Annotated in this window: 14 protein-coding genes; 12 read left to right on the top strand and 2 right to left on the bottom strand. The window is 26.3% G+C overall.

Annotated elements, in window-relative coordinates:
- Positions 1-36 precede the first annotated feature (36 nt).
- Both rsmI and JJE79_RS02830 read left to right on the top strand, forming a co-directional pair.
- Positions 37-861, top strand: coding sequence for a 16S rRNA (cytidine(1402)-2'-O)-methyltransferase (rsmI, locus tag JJE79_RS02835; protein WP_255565824.1), 825 nt, complete (start codon positions 37-39; stop codon positions 859-861).
- Positions 836-2,074: an AAA family ATPase gene (locus JJE79_RS02830; RefSeq protein ID WP_222926116.1), complete on the top strand. Its 1,239-nt coding sequence runs from the start codon at positions 836-838 to the stop codon at positions 2,072-2,074. Before rsmI ends, JJE79_RS02830 begins: the two co-directional genes overlap by 26 nt.
- A gap of 465 nt (positions 2,075-2,539) precedes the next feature.
- Here JJE79_RS02830 and JJE79_RS02825 read toward each other — a convergent pair whose 3' ends face one another.
- Positions 2,540-3,850 carry a hypothetical protein gene (locus tag JJE79_RS02825; RefSeq protein ID WP_222926115.1) on the bottom strand — a complete coding sequence of 437 codons (1,311 nt, stop codon included), beginning with the start codon at positions 3,848-3,850 and terminating at the stop codon, positions 2,540-2,542.
- Positions 3,851-4,174: 324 nt separating this feature from the next.
- The gene (locus JJE79_RS02820) at positions 4,175-5,047 is read right to left on the bottom strand and encodes an MG_279/MG_280 family protein (protein ID WP_222926114.1); all 873 of its coding nucleotides are present in this window, start codon (positions 5,045-5,047) and stop codon (positions 4,175-4,177) included.
- A 47-nt stretch (positions 5,048-5,094) separates the two neighbouring features.
- Here JJE79_RS02820 and JJE79_RS02815 point away from each other — a divergent pair, with 47 nt between their 5' ends.
- From JJE79_RS02815 to JJE79_RS02770, 10 genes are all read left to right on the top strand, one after another.
- Positions 5,095-7,050: a S9 family peptidase gene (locus JJE79_RS02815; protein ID WP_222926113.1), complete on the top strand. Its 1,956-nt coding sequence runs from the start codon at positions 5,095-5,097 to the stop codon at positions 7,048-7,050.
- Positions 7,051-7,456: 406 nt separating this feature from the next.
- Positions 7,457-8,074 carry a hypothetical protein gene (locus tag JJE79_RS02810; protein ID WP_222926112.1) on the top strand — a complete coding sequence of 206 codons (618 nt, stop codon included), beginning with the start codon at positions 7,457-7,459 and terminating at the stop codon, positions 8,072-8,074.
- 17 nt (positions 8,075-8,091) lie between these two features.
- On the top strand, positions 8,092-8,796 hold the full coding sequence (locus JJE79_RS02805; protein WP_222926111.1) for a hypothetical protein: 705 nt from the start codon (positions 8,092-8,094) through the stop codon (positions 8,794-8,796).
- Positions 8,797-8,806: 10 nt separating this feature from the next.
- On the top strand, positions 8,807-9,436 hold the full coding sequence (locus JJE79_RS02800) for a hypothetical protein (protein ID WP_222926110.1): 630 nt from the start codon (positions 8,807-8,809) through the stop codon (positions 9,434-9,436).
- A 57-nt stretch (positions 9,437-9,493) separates the two neighbouring features.
- Positions 9,494-11,266, top strand: coding sequence for a S8 family serine peptidase (locus JJE79_RS02795; RefSeq protein WP_222926109.1), 1,773 nt, complete (start codon positions 9,494-9,496; stop codon positions 11,264-11,266).
- A gap of 339 nt (positions 11,267-11,605) precedes the next feature.
- Positions 11,606-12,199, top strand: coding sequence for an FMN-dependent NADH-azoreductase (locus JJE79_RS02790; RefSeq protein ID WP_222926108.1), 594 nt, complete (start codon positions 11,606-11,608; stop codon positions 12,197-12,199).
- Positions 12,200-12,287: 88 nt separating this feature from the next.
- On the top strand, positions 12,288-13,271 hold the full coding sequence (gene rpsB / locus JJE79_RS02785) for a 30S ribosomal protein S2 (RefSeq protein ID WP_222926107.1): 984 nt from the start codon (positions 12,288-12,290) through the stop codon (positions 13,269-13,271).
- A gap of 287 nt (positions 13,272-13,558) precedes the next feature.
- Complete coding sequence (locus JJE79_RS02780) at positions 13,559-15,676, top strand: P68 family surface lipoprotein (protein WP_222926106.1); 2,118 nt, start codon at positions 13,559-13,561, stop codon at positions 15,674-15,676.
- Positions 15,677-15,835: 159 nt separating this feature from the next.
- Positions 15,836-18,241 carry an MG321/MPN456 family lipoprotein gene (locus JJE79_RS02775; protein WP_222926105.1) on the top strand — a complete coding sequence of 802 codons (2,406 nt, stop codon included), beginning with the start codon at positions 15,836-15,838 and terminating at the stop codon, positions 18,239-18,241.
- Positions 18,242-18,278: 37 nt separating this feature from the next.
- On the top strand, positions 18,279-18,431 hold the full coding sequence (locus JJE79_RS02770; protein ID WP_222926104.1) for a hypothetical protein: 153 nt from the start codon (positions 18,279-18,281) through the stop codon (positions 18,429-18,431).
- Positions 18,432-18,462 lie beyond the last annotated feature (31 nt).

Here is an 18,462-nt window from a genome sequence, read left to right as displayed (position 1 = left end):
TTTTATCAATTTATTTTTAATAATTAAAATTAAATTATGACATTATATTTAGTTGGTTTGCCGATTGGTAATATAAATGAAATTAATCAGCGTGCAATAATCACTTTAAGAAATCTTAAAGTGATTTATTGCGAGCATACAGATAACTTTAAACAATTGCTTAATTTATTAAAGATTAATTATAAAGATAAGAAGATTATTAGTTATCATAAATTCAATGAAACCAGTCGTTTTAATGAGATTGTTGATTATTTAAGTTCAACTGATGTTGGGTTGGTTAGCGATGCTGGCTATCCTTGCATTAATGATCCTGGTCAAAAATTAGTTGAATATCTTAGAAGCAACAATTTAAATGACATCGTGTGTGTTAATGGATCAAATGCTGCTTTGTGTGCTTTAGCTAGTAGTGGGTTTGGTAGTTCAACTTTTTATTACGGTGGTTTTTTGGGTTATAAAAAACAAGAGATTATTAATGAAATTAATGAAAAACTGAAATATCAAACGACATTAATATATTATGAATCAGTGCATCGGATTAAGAATACATTAGAAGTATTAAATGAATCGTTTAGTGACTTGCAAATCTGTGTGGCACGAGAATTAACCAAAAAGTTTGAAACACTTTATTTTGGTAATATCCAAGATATTATCAATAAAATTGAGTATAAGGGTGAATTTGTTATCTTGATTAATAAACCAGCTGATATAAAACAAGATAATGCTATTTCATCAGAAATCATTGATGAACTTAATAAATTAATTGAATACAAAATGCGTCCAAAAGATGCTTGTAAATATTTAGCTGATAAATATAACTTAAAAACTTCGGATTTATATGCTGTTTGCATCAAAAAAAGATAAAAAACCTTTTTATAACCCAGAATCAATTCATGATTTAATTGGACAAAGCCATTTATTTCATGAATTTGGTTTGTTAACAAGAATGCTTAATGCTAAGCAACCTTATTCATTATTAATAATTGGTGAACCAGGCGTTGGCAAAACTACTTTATGTGATTTGTTGATTAAAGAATTAGAGCTACCTAGTTATAAATATAATTCTGCAAGTGACACATCAACAGATCTTAAAGGGTATATTGAAAAATCAAGTCAGTTTGATAAATGTGTTATTTTAATTGATGAAATTCATCGCCTACATCGAGATAAACAAGATTTGTTAATTAAAGGATTGGATGCTAAGTCATTTTATTTATTTGGGATTACCACAGAAAATCCTTATTTTAGTATCAATCCAGCCATTCGTTCTAGAACTCATACGATTTTTTTAAAAAATCCAACTAGTTACGAGTTATTTGATGGTTATAAAAAAATCTTAGAAAAAAAACAAATAACCAATATCAGCGATGATATTTTGTATAAGATTTCTTTCTTAGTTAATGGTGATTTAAGAAAAGGAATTAACATTATTGAATTATTGGATATATATTACAAAAATATCGAAATTACCGAAGAAATTTTAGAAAATGTAATTGACAAAAACGTTTCTGTATCATCATATGGAGATCACTTTCACAATCTAAAATCAGCATTGCAAAAATCAATTAGAGGATCAGATCCTGATGCTGCTGTTTATTATTTGGCTCAATTAATCACAAGTGGTGATTTACCAACAATATGTAGAAGATTAATTGCTTGTGTATATGAAGATATAGGACTAGCAAATCCAGAATTATGTTCAAGAGTTTATTTAGCAACACAAGCAGCAAGAGAAGTTGGATTTCCAGAAGCTAATCAAATTTTAAGTAGTATTGTAATTGAAATGGCACTATCCGAAAAATCTAGCAGCGCCTATTCATCTATATCATCTGCTTTAAGCGATATTCATAGCGGTGAAATTTATGAAATGCCTAACTATATAAAAGATAATCATTACGCATCAGCAGTTAAGCTAGGAATTAAAGGTTATAAAAATCCACATAATTACGATAACCATTGGATAGATCAAGATTATCTGCCAAAAGAATTAAGATCTAAAAATTATTATTTAAAACAAGACCATAATTTTAATGAAAAATTCATAATTGAACATTGAAAAAAATGAAGAAAGAAATAATTTATTAATTATTAAAAAACATCATTTTTACCGTGTATTTTTAATTTTTCATTAAAAAATTTAATATTTTTCCAATTATTATTAGAGTTAATAATTGTAATTTTTCATTAATAAATTTAATAAATTTTTAAAAATATAATCACTTAGAAAATATTTTCTATTGACTTTAAATAACATTTTTTTGTCTGATGATAGTTGTTTTAAGTTATCAAAATAAATATTCTTTTAAAAGAAATATTTGTAATTAAATTTAAATAATAAATAAGACAAAATTAATTTGACAAATTACTTATTTTTAGTAATTTCTATTAACAAAAATAACAAATATTTTATAGCTCTAATTTCATGTTTATTAATAATTAAAACTATTGAATAAATATAGCTTATTTATTGATTGAGCTAATTAATTAAAATAATTTAAAAAATAGTATTTTTACCGTATATTTTTAATTTTTTTATTAATTTTTAAACAGTTTTTGAATTTGTTTTTCTGGCAACTAAATTATCTATTTTTAACATTAAAATATTTAGATATTTAGCTAATCAATAATAGATAAAAGGAACAATTATCATCATGAAAATTATTAAGAAAGAAAATATGTAATCGTTTTGATAAGGTTTAGTTTCAAATACTAATAAAATTCTTGGGTATCATGCTTCTTTAACTGGAATACCAACAAGTAAGTTGATAATTAAATATCCATAAATAAATCTTCCAGATATTCCTGCCATTTGAAACCAGAAAGGATAGCTAAATGCCGATACATGATTTATAAAGTTATTAGAGAAATTGATAAACCTATTTTGCGTTTTATTGTTAGTTAAATTAAATCCAACACAACTATTAACTCATAGTCATGATAATAAGATAGTTCCAGGAGAAGCAATTCCACTAGCTAAAACAAAATTTAAATTGAACTTTTTATATCAAACAAAATCCAGTATTGTTTGAACAATAATGAAAGTAATAGTAATGATTGTTAATAAAGATACACTATATTTGAATTTTCAAATACGCATATATTTACGCATATATAATCCAAAATAAAATAATGTAACGGTATTAATAAAAGCGCTAAATCTCTTAATTTCACTCATTCATGGTTGATTGGTTTTTATTCATGCATTATGTTTAGCAATTTCATCACTTATATGAGTGAAAAAACAATACATAACTAGAATAACTAATAATAAAGTATTCCATTTAAATCCGTATTTATTTAAAAAATTAACTAACAAAAATCCAAATATATTGAATCAAAATAAGCTAACAATAAAAGTTGTTCCAATTATATTAAAGTTTTGTAAAGGTATTAATGTATATAAGAAAATAAATCCATATCAATTATTAGGATTATTAGTTCAACCTAAATCAGGATGTTTTGTATTAATTAAAATACCTAGTTTAACTAAATTGTGATTATTCTTTTGTAATATGGCTAATGATATTAGAAAAGTAATTATTACAAAGAAAGCAATAATATAGAAATAAAAGAAAAATCTTCTATGTCCATAAACTCACGATTTAAAACTTTGATGTTTATTGTTATAGTAATTAAATCCTAAAGCGATTCCTGAAACACAATACCCTAAACCAACAAAAGGGTATCAAATAAAGTTCATAAATGTTTTAAATCCAGGAGAAAACTCACCACCAATAACTAAAAATCCAATAGAAATTAATGAACTAATTACGCCAATAAAAGCGATTGTTTTTAACCCTCTTGGATTGTATTTATATGAGCTAATTGAATCGTTATCTAGATATTTATTCATAAAAAAGATCCATAAAAATTTAGGTATCTTTTTTCTTGTTAAAAAGACATTTAATTATTTATAGAATTTTAATTTTTTATTAGCTTATATTTCAATAAATAACTAGTTAAAATATACGAAAAAATTTAATTGAATTAATTAGCATTTTATTGATTTTTTTATATTGTTTTTTTAATGATTAATTTAAACAAAAAAACATTAAAAAATGCTATTTTTACCGTTGTTTTTTAATTTTTTTAGTTAAATATATTTATAAAAATTAGCAATAAAAAAAGACCAATTAATATGGTCTTTTGTGATTATGTTTTTTATAAATTAAATTCGTTAATTTGATTTTCTTAATTCATCTACAACTTCAGGATAATTCTCATAAACGTGTTTGATGAATTCTGCCAATTGTTGATTTGCTTTACTTCTTTTAACAATAAACCCTTTAACTGATTTATATAGAAGGAATCTAAGAATTAAAATAAAGACAGTTAAAGCTAATAATGAACCACCAACACCTAGCAAGATATTTGATATTAAACTTAAATATTGCGAAACAGTTTCTTTATCATTTGAACTCAATCGATCATTAATGTTGTTAATCGTATTTAAAACTTGACGAACTGGCCCAATAGTTCTGTTAGCACGTCTCATTATTCCTTGAATATCGATATTTGTTGTCAGGTTTTTAGCACTATCAATATTTTGACGAATTTCATCTAATGTTTTTTTAGAGTTAGGAATAATATCTGTATTTAATTCGTTAATTATCCCTTTAACGCTATTTACTGTATCAACGGCTGTTTGTCAGTCGTTTTGTTTTTGAACTATTTGGAAATATACCTTGTTATCATGCAACAATCGTTCAACGTTAGCAATTGGATCACTTAGATTTTTAACATTATCTTCAGTTTTGGTAATAATATCATTTACACCATCAACGCTTTTTTGAGCTGAAGAAATTGTTTGTTTAATATTACTTGGCACATCTTGGATATCTTCATTATCAAGAATAGTTTGAATATCCGCAATTGACTCATTTACACTACCTAAAAAACTTCTACTTTCACGTTGGTATTGTTCATAATAATTAATAATTTGTTTATGAAAAACAACTCCAACAGCTCCCAAGCCAGTAATAACTAAAACGAATAATAAACCGAATAAATAAACAATTCTTCTAACTACTTTATTAAAGAAATTTAGCATATATTATACTGATTAACAATTAAGGTTATGGTCTCTATAATATGAATATGAAAGTAAAAATAAACGATCTATCAAAATATGCTTTTATCAATAATGAAATTTTATTGAAGAAACATAATACTTTATTTTATCAAATCCACAAACTTAATCTTGTTAAAGATTACTACCAATCAAAAGTTTATCAACTAGATTTAAGAACTAACAAAACAAAACAAAACAAAAAATTAGAACGATATAGTCTAATTAATAAACTAAATGATGATGTTTTGTTAGTTCAAAAAAAGGATACTTATTATCAATACGATGTTAAAACTGATAAGTTATCAGTATTTTTTAAAGAAAAAAACACAACAATCAGTAAAGCTGTTCATTTAAATAAAAATAATTATCTTTTATTAATCAAACACAATGTTAATGATAAATATGAAGTAATTAGAAGAGTGCCATTTTATAGTGATGGATCGCCTGATTTTAACCATAATCAAAAAATTAGTTTAATCAAATATGATCTGACTAAAAAATCATACGAATATATTTCTAATGATGATGAATTAGTGACTAATTTTTATGCTTCTAATGCAACAATCCATTACAGTTATCAACAATATGATAAAGATGTAATTAATCCAGTTTATAGTGGTCTAAAAACAGTAAGCATTAATTCTGATAATCGTCATAATTTGATTAAAATTGACGATCAAAAAACAATTTATGATTTTTATTTAACTAATTCTAATCGTTTAATTGTTAGCATTAATGATTATTCAAGAATTGGTATGAACCAAAACGGGGATTGATACAATCTGAATACAAAATCAGAACTAAATAAGATTGATAATAAATACGATATTTCATTCTGAACTTCAGTTAATGTTGATCATACTTTTGGTAAAAAACAAACTAGTCACGTTGATGATGTTGTTTATAAATTATCTACCTATCAAAACAAACAAGAACTGTTCATGATTAATCATGAACAGATAACTAAAATATCTAATTTAGACGGTGATATTTTAAGTTTTGTTAAGCTGGATGATAATCAGTTTATTATTAACTACATTGATGCTAATAAGATTAATGAATTATATCTATATAACATTAAAGATCATAGCTTAAATGCTTTAACAAAACACAATAAGCTTATTAATGATCAATATGCTTTATTAAAACCTGTTGAAGAGTTTGAGTTTAGTAATGATGGTATTAAACACAAAGGTTATGTCATTTATCCTGAAGGGTTTAATGTTAATAAGAAATATCCAGTTGTTCTACAAATCCATGGTGGACCTAAAACTACTTATTCAAAATCATTTCATCATGAAATGCGTGTATTAGCTTCATTAAATGCTTTTGTAATCTTTATGAACCCAAGGGGTTCTGATGGTTATGGTGAAGTTTTTAGTGACATCAGAGCTAAGTATGGCACGATTGATTATAGTGATCTTATGAAGTTTGTTGATGAGTTTAAAAAACGTTATCACAATTATATTGATGTTAATAATATGGCAGTGATGGGCGGAAGTTATGGTGGATTTATGACGAATTGGATAATTACTCATACCAACCAATTTAAAGCAGCAATCACACAAAGAAGTATCTTTGATTGACAAACAATGTTTTATAACTCTGATATTGCACTAGATTTTCCAAGCGATCAGATTTGTAAAGATAAATATGATGAACAATTAATTAAAAAACAAAGTCCAAGCACTTATATTAAGAATGCTAAAACACCAACATTAATTATTCATTCAACAAATGATTATCGTTGTCCAATTGATCAAGCTTATGGGTTATATACTGCATTATTAAAACAAAATGTCACTACAAAATTATGCGTGTTTAAAAACAATTCTCACGGCTTATCAAGAAACGGCACACCGTATTGTAGATATGGTAGATTGTTTGCTATTATTCAATGATTAAACCAACATTTAGATAACTTTAATTTAGATAAATCAAATGAATTAAAAGACCATTTATCTAAGCATGATCTTTGTTAATAATTAATACAAACATTAAGTATTTATTAGTTGATTGATTTAATGATCGTTGTTATTAAATCAATCAATTTTTTTATTCTTAAAAATAAGAATTGATAGTTAATAAATAAACTGGTTGTTCATAAAATTATAAAAAAGCAATCGATTTAATTTATTGCTATCAAATTTCATATATAATAAGCCTACTTATTAAGAATTCATTTGGATATAAAAATATAAAAAGTTCTTAATAAATAAGATATTAAAGATAAGAATTGATTGTTTAAAATGAATGTTTCTAATTCATCTTTTAAAGATGAATTAGCATTAATTTTAATTAAATCTTCAAATGTATTTAAAGCTAAAATATTTTTTTAAAAAATTCTCCAATAAAAGAGTTTGATCGATATTATTTATTTATGCATTGATGAGCATAAGTGGTTCTTTGGGGATTTTTATAATTCAAGAATCAGAAGACATTTTAAGAAAAAACAAGATGTTTTTATTGATTTCAACAATGGTATTAGTTGTTGGGATTGTTTTGAGTTTGTTGTTTATTCCTGTTTATGTTAAGGATAAAAAACCGTTTGATTATTGAGTTGGGTTTAGTAAGAAAAACAAAAATATTTATATAAGATTTTTAGCTTTAGAATTCTTGAAAATTTGTTTAATCTTAATGATTGCGGCCATAATCGCTTTAAGTTTTGTGTTTGCTGTTTTTAATGAACTTATCATTTATGAAAAAATAGAAAAACCAGAAAAATTTTTTACAGGACCCGTTATCCCAAAGGTTCCTTATGATGATGTTAATTTTCAAGTGAATCAAACAAACTTATTAAGTTTTATTGATGACTCAATAGAATACGAAATAAAAGAAAAAACAATAATGCATCCTGTAACAGAGTTTCTATTCTTTAATAACTACGCTTATATTTTGTGAAACTTCAATTGATTGCTTAGTTTATTAGTTTGTTATTTATTTCATTGAACTGTTCCGTTTTATAAACGCAAAAAAGTTGTTTATTCTAACGGTTCATTAAATTAATTTATTGGGATTCTAAGATGCATTTAAAACTAAGATATATTTTTAAAAAATTCTCTAACAAAAGAACTTGATCAATACTTTTCATTTATGCATTGATAAGCATAATTGGTTCGTTATCAATTTTTATAATTCAAGAATCAGAAGATATTTTGGGAAAAAACAAAATGTTTTTATTGATTTCAACAATGGTATTAGTTGTTGGGGTTGCTTTGAGTTTGTTGTTTATTCTTGTTTATGTCAAGGATAATAAACCTTTTCAATATTGAATTAGTTTTTCAGAAAAAAAGAAAAACATTTATTTAAGACTTTTACTTTTGGAATTCTTAAAAATTTTTTTAATCTTAATCATTCTAACCATAATCACATTAGCTTTTGTGTTTGCTATTTTAAATGAAATGGTTATTTATGAAAAAGTGGAGAAAGAAAAAGAAATAATTTACATTCCTTGACATCGGGATGATGAACCAAAAACAATGAATGATATAAGTAATTCAATGTCCTTAAATACAAGAAGTGAAAATGTTATTGACCCAATAGAATATGAAATAAAAGAAAAAATAATAATGCATCCTGTAACAGAATTCTTATTCTTTAATAACTACGCTTATATTTTGTGAAACTTCAATTGATTGCTTAGTTTATTGGTTTGTTATTTATTTCATTGGACTGTTCCGTTTTATAAACATAAAACAATCATTCCTTATAATTTCTCATTAAATTAATTTATTAAAAATGAAATTACAAAATCTTCAAACAAACCAGTGATTCAAAAATCTAATTAATAATAAAGTTATCATCTTTATTATCTTTTATATTTTGTTGGCATTAACAACAAATTTAGGGCTTTATGTTTATTGATATGAAGTAATTAACATCCAAGATAAAAGAAGCTTTCATATTTATTGATTAATTGGTTTTGCTGTTATTTTTATTTTGTTATTTATTGGTTATTTGGTTTTATTTAAACCAAAAAACGAAATAAAAAACATTAGATATAAATATAAGCTTTTAGTTTTTATGGAAGTGACTAAAGCATTTCTTATTTTCTTTATTGTCGTTATTTTATTCCATTCGCTTTTTAAAGCTTTAAGTATTGGTAATATAAATAATTATCGACAATTATCAATGTGAAACAATGAATCATCAATAAAAGGAAAATATAATTTCACAGACTTAAATTATCAGTTTTATAAAGAAAATTCAGAATTAGATTCTTTAAATGTAGTTTGGTTTTTTATTGTTGCTGTTATTTATCTAACATATTTAACATTACCACTTTTTAGATATGAAAAACACAAAGCATTTATTCCGTTTTATTCATTAGTTGCTTATAAAAGAAATGGATCAAATTGTTATCTTTAAGTATTTAAAAACTTAAATGAATTTATGAAAAATCAAAAAATATAACAAAAACAAAATATGTTTAACAAAACAATAAAAAGATCATTATTATTAAGCGCAAGTTCTTTGTTTGTTATTAGTTCTTTAACAACAGTATTTTTAGAAAATAATCAAAGAATAGAGAGCAAATTTCAAAACAATAAATTAGATGATTTTGCGAACAAAAACGAAGCTTTAATTAAGTCAAAAACAGCGACATTTTTAATAGAAACTAAAACTAATTTAAATGCTGATGATAGTAGATCGTTTAATAATTTATTAGCCAAACAAAAAAATGTTTTGCATGTTAATAAAAGTGAAATTTTAGATGACTTGCATTTTGTTAATTTTAACGTTGAAAACGGTCAATCAATAAAAACATTTAGTAACTTTTTAGATAAAAACCAAATGGTATCAAAATACTTTTTATATTTTGATACAAACTCTGAAAATGTTGATGAACTAAAAGCTGATGAAAAAATGTTTTTTAATCAAAAATTAAAAAACTCAACATCTGATAACGATACTAGTTTTAAAAACTATTTTAATAGTAGCTATCAAAAGAATTTTGACACAAATAACTACAAAAGCGTTATTAGAAATGAAGAAATAGAAAATGCCAAAAAATATCTTGATAATTTCAATGAAAGGATCGGGATTTTAATGACTGGGGTTGGGTCTGATCAAATGAATGGTCAATCTGATTATCTTATTGATAATACGGACGATTTTTATTTTGATACTAATAATCAAAATACGCATTTCATTATTAATGATTACAAAAAAGTTTATTATCGTGAATTTGAACCTAGATTTGGCAAGCATACCACTCAACTTGCCTCTGTTATTGCTGGAAAAAACGGAATAAATCCTTATCATAAGTTATATGCAATCAGGGGTGGCACTGGTAAAAAAAACGGAAAAGATTTCATAAATTTTGACAGAATTCTTAAATACGCACTAGCAAGAAATGATATTAAAGTAATCAGTTCTTCATGAGGTTCACCAGAGGGTTTAGGTAATACAAACTACAATATAGAATCTTATTATTTAGATAGAATTTCAAAAGAAAACCCTGAATTAATATTTGTTTTTGCTGTTGGTAATGATGGTAATGCAAAAAACAAAGAACACAAAAAATTAAATGACATCAATTTATCACTAAACAACATTTTTGTTGGATCTAATGATGCTAATTTAAATGTTAGCAATTTCTCTTCTTATGGATCAAATTCTATTTCTTCTGGTCCATTGTTGTTAGCTAATGGTGAGAATTATGCATTTAAATCTGATAATGGTTATTCAACAGGTTATTCTGCTTCGATAATATCAGGAGTTTTAGCAAATACATTATTAAGATATAAAGATCGATATAGTTTAGGTAAAAACAACATTATTGCTAAAACAGTTTTAGCAGCTGCTACTAAAAATATTACTAATGACAATCAATCAAACCAACAAATTGGATTAAATGCAAATTATGGTGCAGGTGTATTAGATTATCTAAAACTTAGCAATGCTTTTAACAATTTAAGATATATTTCATGAAATAATTCAGATCATGGTTATATAAATAACAATCTTAGAAACATTAATAATAATGAATTATTAGTAGCTAGTTTTAAATTGAAAAAAAACGATCTTTTAAGAGCTAGTTTAGCATGAGAATTTAATGCCATTGATTTTAAAGATATAACAGCAATAAGAGATAAAACCAAATGATTAAGTTATGATGAACTAGATCCTTTATTAAAAAATCCTATTATTGATAATTTTGATTTATATTTAAAAAACAAAACGGTGATGTTATAAAAATTTCAGATTTAAATACTAACCATCAATTCATTAAATATCAAGTTGAAGATGATGGTTGGTATGAATTAGTTGTTAAGAAAAGATCGATAAGCAATTCAACAACAATTCCAGAACTAGCACTAACTTGAACTAGTGAATAATATAACTTTTAGTGATTATTTTTAATCAAAAACGATAAGATCTAATTTGATAATTAAACCAATATATGATCTTTTGATTAATTATTTAATAATAATTTAATCATTTGTTGGTTTAATATATGAAGCAAATAAATTAATAATAATTCAATCAATCGTATAATCTAATCATTCACAAATAATATAAATAGATAAAACAATGAGCAAAGTTCTTTTTATTAATGCTTCTCCTGTTAAAAATGAAGCATCATTTTCTTACCAATTAGCTAAGGCTTTTGAAGCTGAATATTTAAAAATAAATTCAAACGATTCAATCGAATGAATTGATTTAAATGAAATGCCACAAGCTAGTGTTACTTTAACTTCTAAGAATTTTAGTGAACACTTTAAGGATGAAAATGTTGATCCATTAATTCAACAAATTAAAAACGTTGATAAGTTAGTTGTATTAGCTCCGATGACAAACTTCTCATACCCAGCAACATTAAAAAACTGAATTGATAAGGTTTTTGTGGCCAATAAAACATTTAGTTACAAGTATTCTAAAAAAGGTGGATCAGTTGGTTTAATGGATCATTTAAAAGTAATGATCATCAACACCCAAGGAGCTCCTGATGGTTGATATCCATTTGGTGATGTTTCGGTAATGCTTAAAGGTGCTTTTGAATTCATTGGTGCTAAGGTTGATTGCATCAAGGTTGGTGGGATTAAAGTTGAATACTTAAACAAAGATCCACAATCAATTGTTGAACCTAATTTAAAATTAATTCAAGAAAAAGCAAAATCTTTTTAAGTTAAAGATTTAATGTGTTATAAAATATAAGGTCTATTAACCATAGATTTATTTAATAAATAGTATAGAAAGGTGAACATTTTTTTAAATGTTTTTATTTGAAGATATTAACGTTGAATCAGCAAGTGCTGTAAAAGCAGAAGAATCACCTGCACAAGTTTCAACTGAAGAAGCTGTGCCTGCAAATTCAACTGAAAAAGCTTTAGTAACTCACACTAAGCTTTTAGATGTAGGTGCTTTTAACGGGGTGGCAAAACGTAAATGAAACCCTAAAATGAAGCCTTATATTATTCCTAGAAATATGGCGCAATTCAACGCTCAATTTGATTTAATTAATTCAGATATTTTAAATCAAAGATTACATGAAGCGTTCAATTACTTAACAGAAGCTGCTAAGGCTAAAAAGAACATCTTATTTGTAGGAACTAAATCTAAAGCTGTTCAAGAATTAATTCAATCAATTGCTCAAAGAACTAACACTTACTTCATCAACCAAAGATGATTAGGTGGAACTTTAACTAACTTCAAAACAATTAGTAACTCAATTAAGCAATTAAAGAAATTAATTGATACTCGTGATAATGATTTAACTAAATACACTAAAAAAGAACAAATCAAAATCATGAAGAAATTAGCTAAACTTGAGAAATTCTTTGGTGGTATTAAAGATATGCAAGGATTACCTCATGTTTTAGTAATTGATGATCCAGTTAAAGAAAAAAATGCTGTAACAGAAGCAAGAAAATTAAGAATTCCAGTTATTGCTTTATGTAACACTAACTCAGATCCAAACTTAATTAACTTAGCAATTCCAGCTAACAACTACAATATCAGATCTGTTACATTATTATTAAACTTATTAGGTGACGCAATTGCGATTGCTAATGGTCAACCTGCTAAGTTTGCTTACAAACCAGACGAAGAAATTGACATTCCACAACTTGTTAAAAAAGAAACAAGAACAGTTGTTAATCGTGATCGTTCAGGTTTTAAACGTCCAAAGACTGAAGAAGAAAAAGCTAAAGAAGCAAAACCAGCAACTGAAGCTAAACCAGAAGAAGCAGCTAAATAAGCACTTTTTTAAATTAAAAAAAGCATCAACCACTATTGGTTGGTGCTTTTGTTTTATTTCTTAGTTCAAATGAATTTATAGAGCTAATAATAATCCTATTTTTTTATTATTGTTGTTTTTTACTTTAGTTTTGATTAAAACTGGTTGTAACTAGTAATATTGTTTTTTTGACTACTTAAATTAACTATTAATTTATTGTTCTATAAATAAGTTGTTTTATTCTAGAAACAATCTCTATAAGAATACAGAAAATTTATTAAATATAACTAAGGTAAATAAAGCTTAAAATGAGCATCAAATTAAAAAAGAAGTTTATTAGTACAATGTTAGGATTAACCGTGGCTGGTTTGATTTCTGCTTCATGTACGCCATCTTCGACAACAGGAGGTAGTGATAGCGGAAAAGGTTCAAATAATCCAAATCAACCAAGTCCAACCACTCCACAATCACCAGGAACTGGTGAAACTAGTCAACAACCAAATCCAGGTAGTGAAGTGCAACAAGATCCGAATTTAAGTAAAACTAAAGATGATCAAAACGATGCTCCGCCTCCGCAAGCTGAACCACCACAACCTAAACAACCATCAAAATATGACAACAAAGTTATTTTTCAAACATCACAGAATGACTTTTATCCATTAATGCATGCGATGTCAGTATTGGTTGACGAATACAATAAAGAACACAAAGATGAAAAAGGTTATTTTGAAGTAATCTTACAAAAATCAGACCAATCAAAAGCTCGTTCTGAAACAACATTAACAAGAAATGTTACTAAAGCTATCCAAGAAAACAATCCTGATATTCCAAACATTATTCTTGCTAATTTAAATTCAGGATATCAAATAGATAAACTAAACAGATTATTAGATTTTGGACAAAGCAAAATTCTTAATAAAGATAATTTTGATGAAGAAATTATCAAATATTACACCAAAGGTGGATCAGGTGCTGATAAAGATAAGATCTTAGCAATTCCATTTGATTTAACCACTCTTGATAGTTTTGTATTCAACAAACCAGTAATGAATTTATTATTTGATTTTGTTGAAAAAGGTGGTGGTACAGTTAATAAAGATTCTCAGATTTATAAGGAATTGAAAATTGATGATTTTATGAAGAAAATTCCTGCAACTAAAAAGTGACATGATCTGGAATTAAAAAATCCAAAAGCATTTGATAAATACGTTGTAAATGATGAAACATTTTCAAATCTAGAATCAGTTTTAGAGTTTTCTAAAAAGATGATTTCTTCGTTAAAATTAAAAGCAAATCCATCAACTTCAATCCCTACAAGAGACTTAAAAATCTTCATGACTGACGGGCTTAACATTATTAATAAATATTTATGAAGTAAGTTAGGAAACACCGATTCTAGTTGATTATGAACAAATAATGATAAAGCTGATAAGTTCAAACCAGATTACAGCAACATTAAAAAAGAAGATACGATCAAAAAGATTGGTGATGCTTATGATGTCTTTAAGAATAATTTTGGAACTTTCAAAATTTATGACAAAGAAATCAAAGGTAAAAAAATATCACCTAAACTATATTCATGATATGTTGCTAACGGTGGAACTACTGACTGAACATCATGAGATATTAGAACGTTTGATACAGCATTCGGATTTGGACCGCACGTTGGTTGAAACCAATCAGTGATTTCTCCGTTCGTATTAAAAACATTTAGAAAAAATCCAAAATCTAAATTGACTCAAAAAGACGTAGAAGAAGCTAGTCAAAATTTTGCTTTTGCTGATCAAGTTCTTTGAAAAAACCAATTAACAAAATTTGATAAAACACAAAAAGATAACAACACTTTCTTGATTGGTGGATCTTCATTAGTGGCTATTAAAACTGATGAAGCTCGTGATAAACAAACTATTAAGTTCTTAGAATGATTATTAGATGGCAAAACTAAAATCAATCTTCCAAACAGTCCTTATAATAACAAAACACCATTAGAAATCTTAAACAGCATTTCTTCTTATACTTTAACAACCAAAGACGCACTAACAGATAAGAAGAGAGATGAACTAGATAAGAGAATTAAAGAACAAGAAGATAAAGTTAATAAAGATATTATTACACAAAAGAAATTCTGAGAAGGTGTTAATAGTCCAGAATGATCACAACTATACTTAAATAAAGGTGCGCTAGCAACATTAGATGACTGATTGAATTACAAAAAAGAATTCAAGAAAGATAATAAGAAAAATTCAATCACTTTCTATTATGAAGATGAATTCACATCAAGATTAATATCAGCAATAAACTCTAGCATCTTTTCAATAGCAAGACCAATATTGGGAACTCAATCAAAAGATGCAATGCTTAAAACAATCAAAAAACGTATTTCTGATCACAAAGAAGCAATCAGAAAACAACAAGTTCAAAGCTAATTAAAATATTCAAAACATGGTTATAATAACCTGCATTAATACAATGCAGGTTTTTTATTTGTATTTAAAATTATTGATTTTTAGCTTTAAACATGCTTAAATTAACAAAAAGTATAACTTTTTGGTTAAAATTATAACCATAGTATTTTATATATAAGAATGTCGAATAAGAAACTGTTAAAAAAATCAATTAAATTTTTTTCATTATTTTCCATAATCGGGGGTGTGGTGGCTTCATCCTGTGGAGTTAATGATAAAGGTGTGGTTTCTCCGTTCGTTGATATAACAAAAAGCTTTAATATCAAAGACGCATCAGGATTAAAAGATTTAACTGTTAATTATGATACTTGGATGCAAGCATTAGATTCATTTGGTGCTAGTGCTGATCATCCGTTTATTGCCAACTATAAATCAATTGATGCTTCATATGTGACTTCGCAAAATGATTATTGAAACAATCTAGCATTAGCGCTAAAAAGCTTGTCACAAAACAAAATTAGATTTAGTTTTAACAATCCCACATCAGCCAATATTTCAAATACGGACTGAAACCCAGATGGCAATTCAACATTAGGATCATTGCGCTGAGCTACTACTTATCAACATATTGCTCCTTATTTAGAAGTATATTTTTGAACGCAATATTTTAATAATTCGATCAAACCATTATATGATTTCTTAACTTTAATTCATAAAAACCAAGAACAATACATTCAAGCTAAAGGTCAATATTTTGTTGATGTTGCCAATGATTTAATTCAGTTTTTATTAGATCAAAAAGTTTTTAAAAACTTTGATGGTGATTTTGTTAATGCTAAGCAAGATAATAAAGATATTTTTGATTTTAATAATAACAACTTTGGATTGATGCTTACTAATTGACAGTTCTTATCAACAGATCAAATTCCATCAGAAGAACGTTCTAAATTTATTATTGATTTCTTAGATTCAAGAATGATGATCTTACCAACCTATTCAATTGGAAGAGAAGAAACCAACCGTTTTTTATTAAAAGATAATTGGGGTTATGTGCCTTCATTACAATTCAGAGACATGATTGCTCCAGATAATGAATCAACCCTAACAACTTCAATTACGTTCAATCCTTTTGTTAGTGAAGGGCGATGAGCACCACTAAACGAACAACTATTTACGGTTAATGAATTTGGGTTTGATACCACCCTATCTGGATTGACAACAATTCAATATAAAGGTCAAGAAACTACAACATCAAACTCTGAACAAGTTATCACCTTAGAGTTGGCTAAAAAGATTAGTTTGTATGATAAAGATAACAAACTATTAAGTGTTTTATTAAGAAAAGACCAAGATGTTAATGCATTGAGCGAACAAGAAAAGCAAGTGCTATATCCTTATGAAAATATTGATATATCTGAACCAAAATTAAATTATGCTGTTTTTAATGCCACTAGATATGAATTTGATATCGACACCAACTTTAAATGAAAGAATGCTAATGGTGAAGGATTATGAAACTTATCTTCAAAAGACTGAGAACGCGGTATTGAAATCTATGATTTATCAAGTAGAATTGGCATCAATCCCAACAGCACATATTTAGTTCAAGCTAACATCGATCTTGATAAAACCGTTGGTATTGATCATCAAGAAATCAATAACCCGAATTATGATATTGGTGATTTTAGACAAAAAGATGATGCTAAACTGAATCTTTATTTAAAACATCCATATTTCAACCTGTTAATTTTTATATCTAACAATGGTGCGTTTAGACCAAAACCACATTTAGCTAATAGTATTAAAAATTTAAGATTATCAACCCAAAAAGATGGCAATAACCAAACCCAAGGTAAGATCGTATTAAATAATAACAACAAGGTCGATATTACAAGAACAGATATAACCAATATTTTTGGTGGGTATAGTAACCGTAAGACTAATCCTAATCAAGCAGTATTAGCTAATACTTATTTCTTAGGTCCTTATTATCTTAATTCGATTACACCAAATACGATTATTTTTAATCGTAATGATCAATACTTTGAACTTTTAGAACCTGTTTTAATTAATAAAAAACGGGCTAAAAGAATTGTCCAACAATACGGAAGAAGTGATCTAGCTGCTCAAGTCCAACAATTTACTTCTGTTAGTGGATTAACATTCTTAGATGTTAATGGTTTAAATATTCAAGCCTTAGATGATCCAAGTATTAAGCATTATGTAAAAAACTTTAAGGTGGGTAAGGCTAAGGTGATTAATCATAGTGTTTGATCTGGTGTGCCGTATGTTAATCATATGGTGCAATCTCATATTGGTGATGTGGCTGCACGATTCTTGAGTGATTTTGACAGTGACAATGCCAGAATTTTCAGGGCTGGATTAATTGGTTTTATTAATTGAAGAAGACTAACCAGATTAATCCAACCAGCTGCAAATTTCTATTATTCAGTGGCTCCTTATGGTGTTTTTAATTACAAAGGCACTGAATGATATGAAAGTATTTCTAAGGGTGAACGTGATGGTAGTTTAGTGATTCCATTGCGTGATTATGGCTATATTTACACCCCAGCAACACAACATTAAGATTTTTTATAGTTTGTGATATAATAAAGGCGTAATTATGTTAAACAACATTCAATTGCACAAAGCTAGTGCCAAGATTATTGATAGATTAAATAAGAAGAACAATAATGATTCTTCTAGATTTTCTATTGATAATACTATGGATCCCGATAAGAAAACTGCTAGGCAATTGAAGAAAATAACAAACTAATAGATAAAGTTATAAGGTTGCTTAGTTATTA

The sequence above is a fragment of the Mycoplasma sp. E35C genome, assembly GCF_019873825.1.
Classification (GTDB): domain Bacteria; phylum Bacillota_I; class Bacilli_A; order Mycoplasmatales; family Mycoplasmoidaceae; genus Mycoplasmoides.
Note: the sequence above shows the minus strand (reverse complement) of the source record. Positions and strands in the feature narration are given on the sequence as shown.